This window comes from Mesorhizobium sp. P3_A10, from assembly GCF_056403175.1.
The window spans coordinates 119,631-136,407 of record NZ_JBFUFZ010000005.1 but is presented as its reverse complement, the minus strand read 5'-3'; the positions used below and the strand labels follow the sequence as shown (position 1 = coordinate 136,407).

Here is a 16,777-nt window from a genome sequence, read left to right as displayed (position 1 = left end):
AAAATAGCAGGTATGTTTAGTTCAGTTCTTGGGCTGGGGACCTTGGTAAAGGACCTGGTTCTTTCCGCTGCGTCATTCCTGACCGGTGACGCTGCGCCGGGCATCGTGGTGATCGTGCTGCTGATTGCGCTCGCGGTCATTCTAGCGTCTGCGTGGCTCACCTTCCAGAAGCGGATCAGCTCGATCAAACGGTTGCGTCGCGAACTCGGCAGTGGCGACTCCCCGCTGCTTCAAGGCCGCGAGAAAATCAGTGCGTGGTTTAACGGCCAGAAGTTGGGCAAGGAGCAGGACGCCCTCCATGAAGCGTGGGATGAGTTCGACGAGACGCTGTTCATCGACGAATCGAGCGGCCAACCGGTGCTTCGCAATTCCGCGCGTCCGTCGGTGTTCTTCAACATCGATGACCTGCATTTCGGTATGGGTTTCTATCGGATCTGGCCAGGGCTGTTCGTCTCGATCGGGCTCGCGCTCACCTTTCTGGGCCTCATCGCGGCGCTGAACGCACTATCTGGAGAGCGGATCGACGAGACGGCCATGGCCAATCTGCTCCGAATCGCGTCGGCCAAATTCATCATGTCTTTGACGGGCCTGGTATGTTCGATCGTGCTAACGATTGGGCTTCGAGTCTTAGTCGGCAGCCTTGATGAACAGTTGCATCGGCTTTGCAGGACGGTTGAAGGCCGGATTAACTTCGCCAGCCTGGAGCAAATTGCTGTCGATCAGCTCCGAGCCACGATCGAAAGTCGCGAGCACCAGCGACAACTCACTTTGCAGATGATCGCGGAGATCGGCGGGCCTTTAAAAACCGAGCTTCCGCAGGCTATTTCGTCCTCGATCACGACAGCCATGCAGCCGCTCCTGGACAAGGTGAGCCAACAGGGGACGGAGAGCATTTCGACCATGGCGACGGACCTGTCGCAGCAGGTGACGCAAGGGGTCGCCGGTGCTCTTGGGCAGGCAAGTGAACACCTGGCGCGCGCCGGCGATAAGATCAGCCAGTTGGCCGAACGCATGGACCAGTCCTCCGGCCGCATGGGAAGCGAGATGGAGACAGTGGTTGCCCGCGTCGCTCAGGCCGTGGACGAGTTGCGCGGTGCGATGTCGGCTTCCGCGGAATCCGCATCCGGCGTGTTCAGCCAGGGCGCCGAGCAACTCCTTGGTGTTATGAACCGGACGCTGGAAAGCATTCGCGACAACACCGGCGAGGGTGCGCGTGCGATTTCGGCCGCGGCGGCAGATATGCGTGATGCTGCTGGCACCATGCGCAGCGAAATGGAGACAGCAGCGCGCAATGGTGCCGATGCGGCGAAGGCTCGCCTGGAGCTTGCGGGCGAAGATGCGGGCAAGGCGATTGGTGCAGCTGGGCAGTCAATGCTGGAGGCATTCAGCAAGGCGGGTGCCGAAATAACTGGAATGACCCAAGCGCTTTCCTCGAGGGCGGGCGATGATCTGATAGCTCCGATCGGGGCAATCGCGCGCCAACTCGACGGCATGGTGGGTTCGCTCACCGGCGGTGTTGACCAGATGCGAAGGCTTGCGGATGCCGTGCGCGACGGCGCGTCAGCCAGCGCTGAAGCCGCGGGCACCTTCCGTGGGGCATCCCAGGAACTCGTCGCAGCTGCGGCGCCGGTGCGAGCGACCTCTGAGCGCATCGAGGGCACGCTGCGCCAGTTTGCGGACGGCACGCGCGATGCCGTTGCAACCGTCAGAGAAAGCTCACGCGCCACCGCGGAGGCGGCCGCCCAGACATTGGAGGCAGCGCGCGCGACGATTGCCGCGGAGCGCCAAGGTGTCGAAAGTTCGCTCGCTGCGGTGACGACGATGCTTGAGCGGTTGCGCGGTCAAGGTGATCGCCTTGATACGATCGACGAGAAGCTTGGCCATGCGTTCGACCTCTACGCCAGCCAGACCGAACAGGCGATGCAGGCCGTTCGCAGCCATGTTCAGTCTATGGCGGGTCAGTTGAACACGGCGTTGTCGACACTTCAAACGATCCTCGATGGACTGCAAGAGTTCCAGCCCCAGCAAGGGCGTAGCTGATGCGTGCTGCCTCCATGCGTCGTCGGCGGCACGAGGAGGAAGAAGAGTCCGCGTTTGTGTCCATGACGGACATGACGGTGGGTTTTCTCTTCATAGTCATCCTGCTGCTCGCTTTTTTTGCGAGTCAATACAATCCGTCAGAGATGGTGCCTCGTCCCGAATACGAGAAAGTCTTGACAGAACGCGACGCACTGGCTGAAGAGGTCAAAGGCTTGGAGCAACGCATCGCGCAATTGCTAAAGGAGCGTGACGCGGCCATCGCAGCCCGTGAGCGGGCGGACAAAGAAATCGTCGAGCTGAAGTCCCGGATAGCGAAGCTCGAGGCTGAACTTGAAAGGCTAAGAAAGCCAAATCCTCTCGAAGCCTACATCAACAGCAGCATGGAGGCTCGGCGGCGCATCCTTCAGCAGTTGCGCGACCGTATCGCGCTCGATTTTCCGGGTATCCAGTTGATGCTGAGTGAAGAGTCGCTTCGCTTCCAGGGCGAAGGGCTTTTCAAGCGCGGGGAGTATACGCTCCTTCCCGACAGGCTGCGCCTTGTGCAGGTTTTGGCAAATCGCCTGCACGAAATATTGCCTTGCTACACACTGGGTGGTGACGCCAGATTCGACGCGAATTGCAATTCAGGTTTCGCTCTTATCGAAGCCGTTCAGATCGAAGGCCACACAGACTCCGACGGCGACGATATGGCAAATCTCGTGCTATCCACCAATCGTGCTACGACCACGTTCCGTGCGATGACCACGCACCAAGAGAGACTGCTGAATTTCCTCAACTTCCAGCGGCAACCGGTCTTATCTGTGGCTGGGTATGGTCGGATGCGTCCAATCGCTTCCAATGACACTGTCGAAGACAAAGCAACGAACCGGCGCATTGATCTGCGAATCATCATGTATGTCCCCCATGACACCGATGAGGTCGACAAGGTCCGCGATGCGCTGCTCATCGGATCTCGAATGAGTAGCCCGTGACCATCGACGCACACCAACCGACCCTGTCCAGCCGACTTGGCGTTCTAGCACCGCTCGCGACACCGTCCCCGCCGTCGTTTGAGTTGATCGAGCGGAACATTCGTCGGGTTCTCGACAGATATGACGCACCCGAAAAGCTTCCAGAGCGGGATGCTGAACGGCTCTTCGCCGAGATGCAGCGCAGAATAAGAGAAAGCGATTGGCACAAGGTGCCAATGAGTTTCGTGACGCGCATAGCTTCTCTCGTCTACGCCGCAGGACACCGGTTTCGTGATGATCTGGCCGAAATTCGCCGCTTCCTTTGTGCTGAGATTCGCGCAACGACAAGGCATGGTTTTCTCAATCCCATGGTGCGGATCTATATCGAGAGCTTCGAGACAGGCAGGGCTCATTCGGTGCAGTTGGCTGAAGCGCTCCAACACTCTCGCTCCAGCATCGGAGCTCGCTGGCAGCCCCTCCTAGAGAACGTCCCGGAATTGCTCGACGCGCAGAGTGCACCCTCAGCGCTTGCCGCCATCATGGAACGCATGCCGGATCCTTGGCATGGCCTTCGGGCGTTGGGGCTGCATCAGCCACATGCGCCGGGTCTAATGGACGCGGCTCACCTAGAGTTTCTCAACACCATCGGACCGAAACTCACAACTCTCAATGAAATTGAGCGATTGCTGGGCTGGCTTAAACCGGATGATCGTGCGCTGAGACAGGTTGGAGCGGGTGCGGCCATCGAAGTTCTGCTGGGGCATTGGCGAACACGTAACCCTTCGGCGGAGATTCAGAGCCTGCTGGTCGATCGATTGACACAGCTCTACAGTCATCCTCGTGTTAATCCTCATCCTGCATGGAGTGAGGTGGATCCAGCTTTGGTTCAGGTATTCCTGCGCTGGCTGATGGGTGCGGATATCCGGTTCTTGTTCCGGGTTCTAACCGAGGTTGAACGCGGTCACATGTGGGCCGACCGGGAAAAGTTCTGGTGGACACTCCATGAGCAGGGACGCATCGATGAAGTCTGGATCGCTTTCAATGATGAAGGCCATCGCGCGGCTCTGTCGAAGTTGCCGGCGGATATCCGTCAAAGCGGACGGCGCTTCGGCCGCCAAGTGGGCGATCGCGACAAGTCACTCCTCGTCATGCGAATCCGCAACAAAGTCGTCATTGAAGGAACGTTCAACTTTAGAGTCCATTTCTTCAAGGCCGATCAGCCACGCACCCCTGAGCTTTATAGACCGCGTTACGACGTGGCAGATATCCGCAACCTCTCGAACCTCGATGCCATCGCTCATCAGGGCGACTGGCAATCCCGTGTTCTGATGGCCTTGTCCCGATGACATTTGATCTCAGCTACGACGCTTCCAAAATCACACTACGCCTCCTGCCCGACCGCTCTGGCCTGCTGGGGCGTTTTATGCCCGGCAGAAAGATTGATCTTGAAACTCTTTCAGGCGCCGATCGTCGGCTGGTCTTGGCTCTTGCAGATCTCAAATCCACGGCCGACCTACTCGACGAATCTACTCAGATTTCGTCCGATCGCATCACACTCGGACATCCCTTGGCCGCAGCACTTGACAACTCCACCGCTGTTGAGCTGGGCTTACCTGCGCTCACGGACCTGACCTTGCGCACTGATGCAGAGGGGGTGCTCGGGACCGAAGGTTTTCGACTTAAAGTCCAATGGCTGCGGTCGGGTCAACAACGAACTCCGAAGAGAACTGGAGCCATACTCGAAACGGACCGAGGCTTGCAGCGACTGCCCATATGGATGCTAGAGGCGATTCAGATTGCAGAAGGGCTTCGCAAGTCCAAGGACGACGCCGAGCACTGGGAGGCCTTGGCGCGCTTTCGAAAGACACTTGAGCCAGGGGTCGATATGTCCGCAGATAGTGCCATGGCGCGGCTTTCGATGACGGATTTCCTCTCCGGACTTGAGGTCTCGCTGGCGGACGGATTCTCAATCAGCCCGACACACGATGGTGACGACTTCGAGGTGTTACCCTTCGCTAATGAGAGGCTCGATCCTGAAGCCGTCACAAGTGAGGCGATGGCCGAGCTGGGCGGTGCCGATCTCGTCCAATTTCAGCGACGATTGCGTGAGCGCGGTGCGCTCAATGCATTTCGACTTGCACCGGGGAAGTTCCTAGTCGTTGATCGCAGCGCGAGGGCAGCGCTCAAAGTCATGGCCGACATGCAGCGCGCGACCCCCGAGGAGCGTAGATCATTCGTGCGTAACCCTCGTGCACGAATAGCCGAGGCGGTTGAAGCGCATCTACGACAGCAGAGTGGTTTCCAGGAATTGTCTTCGGCAGCTCAGGAGGAAGCTGTCGAGACTGCGGCTGGACCACTGTTAATCGAGACGGAGGAATATTCCCGGTTCTCAGATCGCGTGACTGGCATCGAAGTCTACGCCGGCAACCCGGTGACCGAATTCGCATCAAGTGGCACGACTTGGTTGCCCGAGGCGTTCGCGGAGGCGGTGCTCAAGCGCCTAGACAACCTCTCAACCTCCAAACTTGAGGACCTGCGTGATCGCGTCCGAATGGCTATTGATCGTGAGGAGGCAGCTCTGCCATTCGATGACATTGAACTTCCTGCGAACAACCAGACGCTGCAAATTCTCGAGGGACGGCTCCAATCGCGGAAAGCTGCAGAAGAGGAACCGGATGACGTTGAGGTGGCGCGGAACGGCCCCGTAGTCCTGAAGACCGAGGTCAACTTCGAAGACGTTACTTGGCGACCGACCCGGGGACCCCGACAGTCAAATCACAGCGGCGGTGTTCCTCACGCGATCAAGACCAGGCTCAAAGACCACCAGGTCGAGAGCTTGGTCCGGCAGATTGAGTCCTGGAAGGCTGGAATGCCAGGGGTCCTCAATGCCGATGAACAAGGCTTGGGTAAAACGCTACAGACAATCGCATTCCTGACGTGGCTCAACGAGCACATGAAGCGTGACGAAACGGCGGGCCGCGGTCCAGTGTTGATTGTGGCTCCGACCTCATTGCTCGAGAACTGGGAATTGGAGGTCACTCAACACGTCGAGTCGCCAGGGCTCGGTCATCTCATACGACTCTATGGATCCGCTACGGGGGCGAGGAAGCTTGCAGGGGCGAATGGGCGCGATATCGAGAACGGCGAATCTCGGTTGGACTTCTCTGATATCCGTGGTGCGCTCAGCGCTGGGGCGGGGCACCTTACCTGGATCCTCACCACCTACACGACGCTCACAAACTATCAGCATTCGCTTGGCAAGATTCCCTTCGCGGCCGCCGTCTTCGATGAGATCCAGAATATCAAGAACCCTGGCACCCTCGCAGCAAACGCAGCCAGGGCAATGAATGCCGATTTCCGTATAGGTCTCACAGGAACGCCGATCGAGAATTCGACAGTCGATCTTTGGGCTATCATGGATCAGCTCGCTCCCGGCGCGCTAGGGTCTTTGCGGGAATTCCGCGATCGATACGGAACTCCGGACGAAGCCAACATGTTGGAACTTAACTCCCGCGTGTTCCAGATGCAGAATGGCTTGCCAGCACTGGCCTTTAGACGCTTGAAGGAAACTGTCGCTCGCGACCTCCCGACAAAGTCACGTTTCATGCATCCTCGTGCCATGCCACCACTTCAGGCAGACCGCTATGAGGAAGCTCGTGTCAAGCTCGCCAGTGGCGGGCCTGGCGCTGCGCTGAAGATGCTGCATCATATTCGCTCCGTTTCGGTGCATCCAGCAATTGACGCGCAAGATGACGCGCAGGAGTTTATTGATGCGTCAGGACGACTGGCAGCAACTTTCGACATATTACGGCGCATTAGATCGGCGCGCGAGCGAGCGCTGGTCTTTATTGAGAGCCGACAGATGCAGTTCCGCTTCATGGAACTGGTGCGTGCCGAATTCGGCTTAGCGCGACTTGATCTCATCAATGGCGACACGCCCATCCAGAAGCGTCAGGCGATCGTGAATCGCTTCCAAGAGCATCTCACCAACGATGGCGGTTTTGACCTGCTGGTTCTCGGTCCAAAAGCAGCGGGAACCGGTCTTACCCTAACGGCCGCCACCCATGTGATCCACTTGTCTCGCTGGTGGAATCCAGCCGTTGAGGAACAGTGCAACGACCGCGTCCATCGCCTTGGTCAAACCAGGCCGGTATCAGTTCACGTGCCGATGGCAGTCCATCCAGGATACCGTGAACACTCTTTCGACTTGCTGCTTCAAAGTCTGATGCAAAGGAAACGCAAGCTTGCCAGCTCCGCGCTTTGGCCGATGGGTGATTCTGCGGACGACGCAGCACATCTGCAGCATATGTTGCAGGAGGAAGGCGAACCCACATCCGGTCACACAATCGACGATGCCATGGCGGCGATGATGAGACGCGATGGTATTAGTTCGGCCGGACCGAACGCCGCGGGTGCTTGGGAGTTTAAATGATGTCGGAAGGGCTATCTGACAGCGGCAATTTCGTCACCCCAAGAAGTCCAAAATTGTAGGTAACTAGCAAAATCGATCGATGATCCTTCAATACCAACGCCGGGACGAATTCCGGAGGCATTTCTCCGACCATGCAAGAATTTTGTTCATTTTTCCGGTCGTCACAATGTTACAAAATGTCCAGTAAGTTATTGATTTCATTCAAGTAGCCAAGAGTTCAATCCTCTCTCGCAGCACCAGCCTATCCCCTTGAGATAACGATGCCGCCTCACCGACCAAGCGGCTGTCGTGACAAGGCGAGAAGTTCGGCCTCGTCGGTGATTCCGGCCATATAGTTGGCGATGATACGGGAGGCCAGCGCTTCCCGGCTAGCTTCAGAATCACCTTCGCGCTTTGCCTGCTCGAAGACGCGTCCAAGAAGACCCACCTCGGACGGCGTGAAGTTGCTCGCCTCTGTGATCTTTCGACGGATGGGCATGCCCGCCTCCTTTGCAGGAAAGTATACCCCCATATCGTGCAAAAAGTGATGGGTGACGGAATGAGCTCAATTTCCGTCTCTTTGAATTGCGAGAAGCGTATCCCTGTCCGCCCTACGCCACCGACCACCCGCCATCGACCAGTATGTTGGCGCCCGTAATCATCGACGCCGCCGGCGAGGGCAGGAACACCACGGTTCCCGCGACATCGATCGGGTCGCCGATGCGGCCAAGCGGAATGTGGCCCAGCACATGCGCGTGAAAGTCTGGATCGGCGAGCGAGGGCCGGGTGCCGTCGGTCCAGATGAAGGTCGGCGCCACGCTGTTGACGGTGATATTGTGCTGCGCCCATTCGGCCGCCAGGCAGCGCGTCAAATGGTTGATCGCCGCCTTGGACATGCAGTAGATCGCTTCGCCCCTCAGCGTCACCGTGCCGGCCTGCGAACTGATGTTGATGATGCGCCCGGACTTTTGCGCGATCATCAGCTTCGCCACCGCCTGGGTGGTGAAGAACGTGCCTTTGAGGTTGACGTTGACGGTGAGGTCGAAATCCGCCTCGGTCACGTTTTCCGCCAGGTTTTCCGGCCCGAGCCCGACATTGTTGACCAGAACGTCGATACGGCCGAAGGCGGCGTGCGCCTCGGCGACAGCCTCTCGCACGGTCGCCAGATCGGTGAGGTCCATCTGCACGGCAAGCGCCCGCCGGCCGATGCGTTCGATCTCGGCGGTCAGTTCCGCGCCGTCGGCCTTGCTGCGCACGCCGACGATCATGTCGGCGCCGGAGCCGGCGCAGGCGAGTGCGCAGGCGCGGCCGATGCCGCGCGTGGCGCCGGTGACCAGCACCACCTTGCCGGCCAGATCGAATTTCGGCGTGAAGTCCGTTGTCATTGAAACCTCCCTCAAAGCCCTCGCCGGGCCGCAACGGTCGCGACAAGGTCGAGCCAAACACTAACCGGTCTCGGCGTGAAAGCCAGCCGCGCGCCGGCCCGACAAGGCTCCATCATAGGAACACCGCTTGCGCGAAGACTTGCCACGCGCCGGCCATCATGATGCCAGGACGCGCTCGTCATCTTCCGGGATCGCAACATGGACGACCTCGCCGCCGGCTCGGAAAAGAACCTTGCCGAGGCGCAGGCTTTGCTGGCCGCGTTGCAGTAAGCCGCGAGAAATTGCCGCCGTCGGCCGGTTTCGTTGGCAAACGGGGGCGGTTCCCTGCTATTCCCGCTTCAAACCAAAAAGCAGTGGACGTTTGCGCATGACCAATGTCGCCCTGACCGGGCTTGCCCGCGATCTCGCCAAGCGCGCCGCCGAAGGCCGCCCTGTGCGCATCGGCGTCATCGGCTCGGGCGAAATGGGCACCGATCTGGTGACGCAAGGCATGCTGATGCCGGGCATTGCTGTGTGCGCCGTCTCGACACGGCGTCCGCATACCGCGCGCGACGCCATCCGCATCGCCTATGGCGACGAGGCGATGGCGGTGGAGGCCGACAGCGCGGCGAAAGTCACCGGCGCGATCGAGAGCGGCAAGATCGCCATCACCTCGAACGAGATGCTGGTCACCAACCCGCTGATCGACGTCGTCATCGACGCCACCGGAAAACCCGGCGTCGCCGCCGATTTCGACTTGAAGGCGATGGAGCATGGCAAACACTTGGTGATGATGAATGTCGAGGCCGACGTCACCATCGGCTGCTATCTGAAGCAGCAGGCCGACCGGCTCGGCGTCGTCTATTCGGTCGGCGCCGGCGACGAGCCATCGAGCTGCATGGAGCTGATCGAGTTCGCTTCGGCGCTCGGCTACACCATCGTCTCGGCCGGCAAGGGCAAGAACAACCCGCTCAACCACGATGCCGTTCCCGACGACTATCGCGCGGAAGCGCTCCGCCGCAACATGAACCCGCGCATGCTGGTCGAGTTCGTCGACGGTTCCAAGACCATGGTCGAGATGTGCGCCATCGCCAACGCCACCGGGCTGGTGCCGGATGTTCCCGGCATGCACGGCCCCAAGGCCGACCGTGATGACCTGGCCAAGGTGCTGATCCCGCGCGCCGATGGCGGCATCCTGTCGAAGAAGGGCGTCGTCGACTACACGATCGGCAAGGGCGTGGCGCCCGGCGTTTTCGTCATCGTCGAGGCGACGCATCCGCGCATCATCGAGCGCATGGACGATTTGCATATCGGCCACGGCCCCTATTACAGCTTCTTCCGGCCCTATCATTTGACCTCGCTGGAAGTGCCGCTGACCGCCGCCCGCATTGTGCTTTACGGAAGGCCCGACATGGTGCCGTTGCCGCGGCCGGTCGCCGAAGTCTGCGCCGTCGCCAAGCGCGATCTCGCCGCCGGTGAAACCTTCGATGCCATCGGCGAGACCTGCTACCGCTCCTGGACCATGACCGTCGACGACGCCCGCACCAACCAAGCCGTGCCGGTCGGCCTGCTCGAAGGCGGCAAGGTGCTGAAGCCGGTCAGGAAGGGCGAATTGCTGACCACCGGCAACGCCGCACCCGACCAGACGACCAGGCTGTACGCCTTGCGCAAGCTGCAAGATGAGATGCTGTACGGAGCAGGCTGAGCGCCTACTTTCCCAATTCTACCGACCGCAATCGCGCAGCTTCCACCGCTTCGGTCAACAGATGCGCCAGCCGGTCCTCGCCCATCAGCACGGCCAAAGCGGCGGCCGTGGTGCCGTTGGGGCTGGTCACTTGCTGGCGCAGCACGCCCGGCTCCTCGCCACTTTCGGCGGCGAGCGACGCCGCGCCATAGACGGTCTGCATGGCCAGCAGTTTGGCAGTCGTCGTCGGCAGGCCGGCCTTTTCGGCGGCCACGGTCAGCGCTTCGATGAAGTGGAAGATATAGGCCGGCCCCGACCCGGACACTGCCGTCACCGCGTCCATCAGGCCTTCGTCGTCGATGGTTGCGACCTCGCCGCTCGCCGAAAGCAGATCGGCGATGAAACGCTTGCTGTCGTCGGACACCAGCCGGTTGGAAAACACCACCATCATGCCCTTGCCGATGGCCGCCGGCGTGTTGGGCATGCAGCGCGCGATCGGTGCGCGATTTCCCAGGATGGCCTCGAAGGTAGCAACCGGTGTTCCCGCGGCGATGCTGACGAAGGTGGTGCGGCCGTCGCCGAAGCGCTTGTAGGCTGAGGTCACGTCGCGGATCACCTGCGGCTTGACGGCGATAACAACAAGGGCCGGCACGGCTTCAGCCGGAATGCCGCCCGCATCCGCCGCCACACCGCAGCCCAGCGCTTCGGCGCGCTGGCGCAAATCGGCATTGGGCTCGACCACGAAAACCGTCGCCGGGGCGAGCTTGCCGGATTTCAGCCAGCCCGAGAGCATGGCGTAACCCATATTGCCGCAGCCGGCGAGAACAAGCCTGATCGTCATCGAGAGCCCTCCGAAGGATGCTCTCCTGTAGACGCTAGCGGCGCAACGGGAAAGCCCTGTCAGGGCCGATGGCGATCGCGCACCGCGATCGGCCGCAGCGACACTTGCCTGAGGCCAAGCACGCCCAATACGAAAAACATCCAGACCGGATCGGCACGGTGGAAGAAGAAGCTTTCGAGAAAAGCGTTCAACCCGGTGAACAGCACCACCATCATGAAGAAATCGCCGAGATAGATGTTTTCCTTGCGCGCCGGTATGCGCATGTAGTCGCGCAATGGCGCAATGAGGAAGGTGTAGACCGCCACGCACAGCGCCGGAATGCCCATCAGCACGGCAATGTCGAGATAGCCGTCATGGCCATGCACGATGGTTCTGATGTCCCAGGCCCGGTCAAAGGGCTGATCCTGGTTGAGCAGCAGCGGCGTGCCCCAGAAGCTCTCATAGCCGTAACCGGTCCATGGTCGTTTCGCCAGCATGCTGCCGGAGAACTCCCACAGTGTGGTGCGCCCGGTATAGGTCATATCGGGGAAATAGATCGCCGCCAGGTGCTTTACCGGCGGCAGGAAGACGATGCCCAGCGTGCCGACCGCGGTCGCCATGATCGCCAGCGCAAACAGGATCGGCGTGCCGAGCCGCATGCCGATCAGGCTTGGCAAAACCACGATCAGGATCGAAAACGGCACCAGCCCGGCGGTGGTTTTCGAACCGGTGTGGAACATGAAGATCATCGCCGCGCAGAAGATGCCGGCGCCCCACAGCCGCTGCCCGCGCCGGTAGAGATAGAGGCCGGCGAAGCTGAAGCAGGCCATGATCGGGCCGGCGATGTTCTTGTGGGTGAAGACGCCGCGCCACAGGCCGGCATGTTCCGGCTCCTGCGAGTCTGCCGTGTGCAGGGCCTCATGCGGAAAGACGATCAGTCCGATATAGGAAAGGGCCATGACGACAACGATGGTGAAGATGATGACCTTTGCGAATGCGTCGGCGTCGCGCGGCAGTGCCAGGATCGTCGCCATCGTCAAAATGCCGATCAGCGTGAACGAGGCGGCGCGCGCCGCCGACGGCGGGTCGCTCGCCATCACCACCGACAGCATGAAGAAACCCAGCATCAGCAGCCAGGACGGGCTCAGCAGCGAGCGCACCACTTTGGGATTGGCGAAAGCCATCAGCGAGAAGATCGAGATGGCGCCGAGCGAGCCGAAGCCGAGCTGGTTGACGATGTCGCCGCCATCGCCGATCACTTCGGCGCCGGCCGGCTGGAACGGCCGGAAAGATATCAGGATGGCGGTGAACAGCAGCGCCGCAATGGCGGTCGCAACCCCGTCGCGCGTGAACGCGGCGCTGAGCGGCGCCTGCTCAGTTCTTCTCAGGCTGTCGATACTGCTCATTGGCATATCCGAATTCGGCAAGCACGCGGCCGAGGGCGACGTGGATGGGATACAAGGCGGTTGCCGATGATCCTGTTTGCGCCAGCCTGATTGCACCGCGAAACGGCGAGGCGGCAAGCAACGCCAGGCTTTTCAGGAAGACCTTAGCGCCGGCAAAGGGTGTTCCGGCGCGCTTTTTCTTTTCGACCAGCGTCGAGATGACGCCGTTGCGCAGGCTGCGGGCGCGGATCCAGTCGGCCTCGATGCGGCGGGCCGGAACCGTTTCATGGACTTGTCCCTCGGCACACCAGCCGAGCACAAAGCCCCGCTGCGCCGATCGGCTGAGAAAGTCGGAATCGCCGCCGCCCATGAAGTTGAATTTGAGATCGAGGAAGGGCGGACCCATGGTGGTCAGCACGTTTCGTCCCACCAGCAGATTGCCGGACGAGTAGAGCGCCGGCACGCGCCCGGTTTCGCGGTAGGGCGGCGCAAAGACCGGGTGTTGCGCCCATTTCGCATGCGCCGGATCGGCAAAGACCGGCACTTGCGGGCCGCCGACAATGTCGGCGCCGAGCGTTTCGGCCGCTTTGCACATGCGCTCGAGCCAATCCGGGTCGGCGATCTCGTCATCGTCGATGACCAGCAGATGTCTAAAGTTGGGGAAATGCAGGATCGCCGTTTGCCAGCCGGCATTGTAGGCGCTGCAATTGCCGCGCTCATGGGCGACGATGACCATGCCTGATATCTCGCCGCGCTCGAACAGGGGCAGCGCCGCTTTGGCGCCGGCGCGCGCCTCGGCCTCGTTTTCCATGACGATGACGGCGAAGCGTCTGCCGGTCTTCTGCGCCTTGAGCGATGCCAGCGTTTCCAGCACCTGTTCAGGTCGTTTGAAGGTCGGCAGTGTGACGACCGCCTCGACGGTCTCGGCGGCAAGTCCTGCCGACCGTCCCGCGATCGATACCGAACCGTCCGATGGCAAAGGGATCATCCGTGTCCAGCCGCAGGGTGAGTTTGACTTCTCGGATAGCACCGCGGTGATAACGTTTCGTTAATCACCTTTCGCGGACAAACCCCTCGATGCACGGCTTTCAACCGCCGATTGCCGCCACTTAATCAAGGGTTCACCCCGCTTTGCTATCCGGTTGGCCACAGGGATAGGTGAGATGCATCTGCTGTTCGCCACATCGATCGTGCCCGACGGCGCTCTCGCTTCGGGCTACGAGATTGCCAACGCGGCCGTCATCGACGCCTTGCGGCGCGCTGGCGCGCGCGTCACCGTGGCCGGCTTCATCTGGCCCGGCAAGGCGGCCAGCGACCCTGAAAACACCATCGTGCTTGGCGCCATCGATGTGCGCACGGAAAATGCCTCGCCGCTGCGCAAACTTGCCTGGGTCGCCAAGGCGATGCTGTCCGGCCTTACCTTCGCCTCGGTCAAACTGCGCGTGCTTTCCGACAGCGACGTCCGCGCCGCCATCGAACGCGCCGGCCCCTTCGACGGCTATGTCCTGAACTCGGTGCAGTTCGCCGGCGCCTTCGAAAGGCTCTTCGACGATCGGCCATCGATCTTCGTCGCTCACAATGTCGAGCATCGCTCGGCGCAGGAAAACGCCGCCGCTGCCGGCGGCCTCTTCCAGCGTCTGTTGTTTGCCCGCGAGGCCAGGCTGCTCAAGACCATGGAAGAGCGGCTCTGCCGCCGGGCACGCTTCGTCTTCACGCTCGCCGAGGAAGACCGCGCAGCGCTCGGCGTTGCCTCCAACGACCGCTCGGCGGTGCTGCCATTGGTGACCCGCACCTCAGCCCCGACGACCAAGAGCCCGCGCCGCATCGATTGCGACGCAGCACTGATCGGCACCTGGACCTGGCAGCCGAACCGCATCGGCCTCGACTGGTTCCTGGAAAAAGTCGTGCCGCATCTCAGGCGGAATTTTCGCATCAGGATCGCCGGCAGCATGCCGTCGGGCGTCACCTCGACGCATCCGGGCGTCGAATTCGTCGGCCGCGTGCCGGACGCGCAGGCCTTCGTGCGCGGCGGCGCCGTCATCCCGCTGATCAGCACTGCCGGCAGCGGCGTGCAGCTGAAAACCATCGAAACCTTCGAACTAGGCCTTCCCTCGGTTGCCACGAGCCGATCGCTGCGCGGCATCGACCATCGCCCGGCCAACTGTGTGGTGACTGACGATGCGGCCGAATTCGCCGGCGCGCTCGAGGCGGCGGCGGCCGACGTCAGGGACGTCGATGGTAGCGCCTTCCACCGCCGGCAGGTCAAGGCGCTCGATGCTGCGATCCGGCTTGGCCTGGAAAGGCTCGGCCCGGTCAGGCAGGATGTGGCTGCATGAACATGCATTCCGCCCGTGCCGCATTCGGTCTCGACACGTTGAAGATGATCCTCGGCATTTCGGTGCTGGCCATCGGCTGGGACGATGCGATCGCCCTTCTGGCCCGGCTGGTTGCCGAGCGCCGCTTCACCAAGGTCAGCTTCCTCAACGCCCACAATGCCAACATCGCCTATTCGGACCCGGTCTTCGCCAAGGCGCTCGACGATTTTCTCGTCCTGCCGGATGGGGTCGGTGTCGATGTCGCGGCGAAACTGCTCTATGGCGCGCCGTTCCCCGACAATCTCAACGGCACCGATTTCGTCCCTGCCTTCCTGCAGGCATCGACCCGGCCGCTGACCGTGGGGCTGCTGGGAGCGACGCGCGTCAACGCCGAAGCCGCGTCGGTCAAACTGGCGGCATTGGCCGTCCAGCACAGTTTCGTCGTCATCCATGACGGCTATTTCTCGGTCGCCGAGGAACAGGGCATCGTCGACCGCATCGAAAAGCTGCGACCCGATGTGCTGCTTGTCGCCATGGGCGTGCCGCGCCAGGAACTTTGGATTGCGCGCCATATCGATGCGCGCCACTGCACGCTGCCCATCGCGGTTGGCGCGCTGCTCGATTTCCTCAGCGGTACGGTGCCGCGGGCGCCTGTGTGGATGCGCCAGTTGCGGCTCGAATGGCTGTTTCGCCTGTGGGTGGAACCCGGCCGCCTCTGGCGCCGCTACGTCGTCGGCAACCCGCTGTTCCTGCTGCGTGTCATCAGGCAGAAACTGTCGCACAAGCCTCAACCTAGCGGAGAGATCCGGTGAACAACCGGTTCGTACCGAGCCCCGCTTCCGAGCCCACCGCCCTTCGGCAGACGCCGACGGCAGCGATTGTGACCGCAAGCTATGCACCGGATTTCGAGCGCTGCCGCCTGTTGTGCGAAACCCTTGATCGCCACGTCTCCGGTGTGGCGCATCACTACATCCTCGTCGAGCATCGCGATATCGGGCTGTTTCGCCAGCTGGAAAACAGCCGCCGCAGCGTCGTCGACGAACGCGATCTGCTGCCGCGCTGGCTGCATGTGTTTGACGATCCGGCGAGCCTGTTTCGCCGCCGCATCTGGCTCAGCCTGAAGACCATGCCGTTGCGCGGCTGGCATGTGCAGCAGCTGCGCCGCATCGCCATATCGGCGCATGCGCAAGAGGACGTGCTGATCTTTTGCGATTCCGATGTCGCCTTCCTCAAGCCGTTCAACGCAAACGCTTTTTGGCGCGACGGCAAGGTGCGGCTGTTCCGGCGTGACGGCGTGCTCGCCAATGACGGTCATGACGAGCATCGCATCTGGTCGCGCAATGCGGGCTCGGCGCTTGGCATCGATGCATCCAGGGTCTCGACCCACGACTATATTTCGACACTGATTGGCTGGCGCCGCCAAACCGTGACGGCGATGTGCGCCGAGATCGAGAAGGTGCATGGCCGCAACTGGGTTCAGGTCATCGGCTCGGCGCGCAAATTCTCCGAGTGCATGATCTATGGCCGCTATGTCGACGACGTGCTGGAGGGTGCCGGCCATTTCCACGGTGGGGAAGAATTTTGCCGCGTCCACTGGACCGGCGAAGCGCTGTCGGACGACGAGTTCCGCAGCTTCGTTGCCGCCATGGCGCCCGAGCAGGTGGCGATCGGCATGCAGTCCTTCATCGGCACGGATATCGGCCGCATTCGCCGCCTGATTGGCCTGGACGCTTAGAGCAATTCCAGGAAAAGTGCGAAGCGGTTTTCCGTCCGGAATTGCGTTGAATCAAAGAGATAGAGCGGTTTGC

13 protein-coding genes are annotated in these 16,777 nt (G+C 61.2%); 8 read left to right on the top strand and 5 right to left on the bottom strand.

Features of this window, described 5'->3' with window-relative positions; translation table 11 throughout:
- Positions 1–42 precede the first annotated feature (42 nt).
- From AC1DXU_RS20060 to AC1DXU_RS20045, 4 genes are read left to right on the top strand one after another with little or no spacing between them, the layout of a single operon-like run.
- On the top strand, positions 43–2,040 hold the full coding sequence (locus tag AC1DXU_RS20060) for a hypothetical protein (RefSeq protein WP_477371793.1): 1,998 nt from the start codon (positions 43–45) through the stop codon (positions 2,038–2,040).
- A complete protein-coding gene (locus AC1DXU_RS20055) occupies positions 2,040–3,011 on the top strand; it encodes an OmpA family protein (protein WP_477371791.1) in 972 nt (323 codons plus the stop codon). The genes AC1DXU_RS20060 and AC1DXU_RS20055 overlap by 1 nt, the downstream gene beginning before the upstream one ends.
- Positions 3,008–4,336, top strand: coding sequence for an EH signature domain-containing protein (locus AC1DXU_RS20050; RefSeq protein WP_477371790.1), 1,329 nt, complete (start codon positions 3,008–3,010; stop codon positions 4,334–4,336). The genes AC1DXU_RS20055 and AC1DXU_RS20050 overlap by 4 nt, the downstream gene beginning before the upstream one ends.
- Positions 4,333–7,422 carry a DEAD/DEAH box helicase gene (locus AC1DXU_RS20045; RefSeq protein ID WP_477371788.1) on the top strand — a complete coding sequence of 1,030 codons (3,090 nt, stop codon included), beginning with the start codon at positions 4,333–4,335 and terminating at the stop codon, positions 7,420–7,422. Before AC1DXU_RS20050 ends, AC1DXU_RS20045 begins: the two co-directional genes overlap by 4 nt.
- A 268-nt stretch (positions 7,423–7,690) precedes the next feature.
- Here AC1DXU_RS20045 and AC1DXU_RS20040 read toward each other — a convergent pair whose 3' ends face one another.
- On the bottom strand, positions 7,691–7,900 hold the full coding sequence (locus tag AC1DXU_RS20040) for a hypothetical protein (RefSeq protein ID WP_477371786.1): 210 nt from the start codon (positions 7,898–7,900) through the stop codon (positions 7,691–7,693).
- A 112-nt stretch (positions 7,901–8,012) separates the two neighbouring features.
- A complete protein-coding gene (locus AC1DXU_RS20035) occupies positions 8,013–8,786 on the bottom strand; it encodes an SDR family NAD(P)-dependent oxidoreductase (protein ID WP_477371784.1) in 774 nt (257 codons plus the stop codon).
- Between the two features lie 367 nt (positions 8,787–9,153).
- On the opposite strand from AC1DXU_RS20035, the gene AC1DXU_RS20030 reads away from it, so the two are divergent.
- Positions 9,154–10,470, top strand: a complete 1,317-nt coding sequence (locus AC1DXU_RS20030; protein WP_477371782.1) for an NAD(P)H-dependent oxidoreductase — start codon at positions 9,154–9,156, stop codon at positions 10,468–10,470.
- A gap of 4 nt (positions 10,471–10,474) precedes the next feature.
- Here the strand turns inward: AC1DXU_RS20030 and proC are convergent, their stop codons facing one another.
- From proC to AC1DXU_RS20015, 3 genes are read right to left on the bottom strand one after another with little or no spacing between them, the layout of a single operon-like run.
- Positions 10,475–11,290, bottom strand: a complete 816-nt coding sequence (gene proC, locus AC1DXU_RS20025; RefSeq protein ID WP_477371780.1) for a pyrroline-5-carboxylate reductase — start codon at positions 11,288–11,290, stop codon at positions 10,475–10,477.
- A gap of 59 nt (positions 11,291–11,349) precedes the next feature.
- The gene (locus tag AC1DXU_RS20020) at positions 11,350–12,675 is read right to left on the bottom strand and encodes an O-antigen ligase family protein (RefSeq protein ID WP_477371778.1); all 1,326 of its coding nucleotides are present in this window, start codon (positions 12,673–12,675) and stop codon (positions 11,350–11,352) included.
- Positions 12,644–13,642, bottom strand: coding sequence for a glycosyltransferase family 2 protein (locus AC1DXU_RS20015; protein ID WP_477371776.1), 999 nt, complete (start codon positions 13,640–13,642; stop codon positions 12,644–12,646). The genes AC1DXU_RS20020 and AC1DXU_RS20015 overlap by 32 nt, the downstream gene beginning before the upstream one ends.
- Before the next feature lie 175 nt (positions 13,643–13,817).
- On the opposite strand from AC1DXU_RS20015, the gene AC1DXU_RS20010 reads away from it, so the two are divergent.
- From AC1DXU_RS20010 to AC1DXU_RS20000, 3 genes are read left to right on the top strand one after another with little or no spacing between them, the layout of a single operon-like run.
- Positions 13,818–14,990 carry a glycosyltransferase gene (locus AC1DXU_RS20010; RefSeq protein WP_477371774.1) on the top strand — a complete coding sequence of 391 codons (1,173 nt, stop codon included), beginning with the start codon at positions 13,818–13,820 and terminating at the stop codon, positions 14,988–14,990.
- Positions 14,987–15,781, top strand: coding sequence for a WecB/TagA/CpsF family glycosyltransferase (locus tag AC1DXU_RS20005; RefSeq protein ID WP_477371772.1), 795 nt, complete (start codon positions 14,987–14,989; stop codon positions 15,779–15,781). The genes AC1DXU_RS20010 and AC1DXU_RS20005 overlap by 4 nt, the downstream gene beginning before the upstream one ends.
- Positions 15,778–16,704, top strand: a complete 927-nt coding sequence (locus tag AC1DXU_RS20000) for a DUF6492 family protein (RefSeq protein WP_477371770.1) — start codon at positions 15,778–15,780, stop codon at positions 16,702–16,704. The genes AC1DXU_RS20005 and AC1DXU_RS20000 overlap by 4 nt, the downstream gene beginning before the upstream one ends.
- Positions 16,705–16,777: the final 73 nt, after the last annotated feature.

Excerpts from the sequence above, each read along its gene's own strand:
- AC1DXU_RS20055 (WP_477371791.1), top strand. The coding sequence starts at position 2,040 with ATGCGTGCTGCCTCCATGCGTCGTCGGCGGCACGAGGAGGAAGAAGAG.
- AC1DXU_RS20045 (WP_477371788.1), top strand. The coding sequence starts at position 4,333 with ATGACATTTGATCTCAGCTACGACGCTTCCAAAATCACACTACGCCTC.
- AC1DXU_RS20040 (WP_477371786.1), bottom strand. The coding sequence starts at position 7,900 with ATGCCCATCCGTCGAAAGATCACAGAGGCGAGCAACTTCACGCCGTCC.
- AC1DXU_RS20035 (WP_477371784.1), bottom strand. The coding sequence starts at position 8,786 with ATGACAACGGACTTCACGCCGAAATTCGATCTGGCCGGCAAGGTGGTG.
- AC1DXU_RS20030 (WP_477371782.1), top strand. The coding sequence starts at position 9,154 with ATGACCAATGTCGCCCTGACCGGGCTTGCCCGCGATCTCGCCAAGCGC.
- proC (WP_477371780.1), bottom strand. The coding sequence starts at position 11,290 with ATGACGATCAGGCTTGTTCTCGCCGGCTGCGGCAATATGGGTTACGCC.
- AC1DXU_RS20020 (WP_477371778.1), bottom strand. The coding sequence starts at position 12,675 with ATGAGCAGTATCGACAGCCTGAGAAGAACTGAGCAGGCGCCGCTCAGC.
- AC1DXU_RS20015 (WP_477371776.1), bottom strand. The coding sequence starts at position 13,642 with ATGATCCCTTTGCCATCGGACGGTTCGGTATCGATCGCGGGACGGTCG.
- AC1DXU_RS20010 (WP_477371774.1), top strand. The coding sequence starts at position 13,818 with ATGCATCTGCTGTTCGCCACATCGATCGTGCCCGACGGCGCTCTCGCT.
- AC1DXU_RS20005 (WP_477371772.1), top strand. The coding sequence starts at position 14,987 with ATGAACATGCATTCCGCCCGTGCCGCATTCGGTCTCGACACGTTGAAG.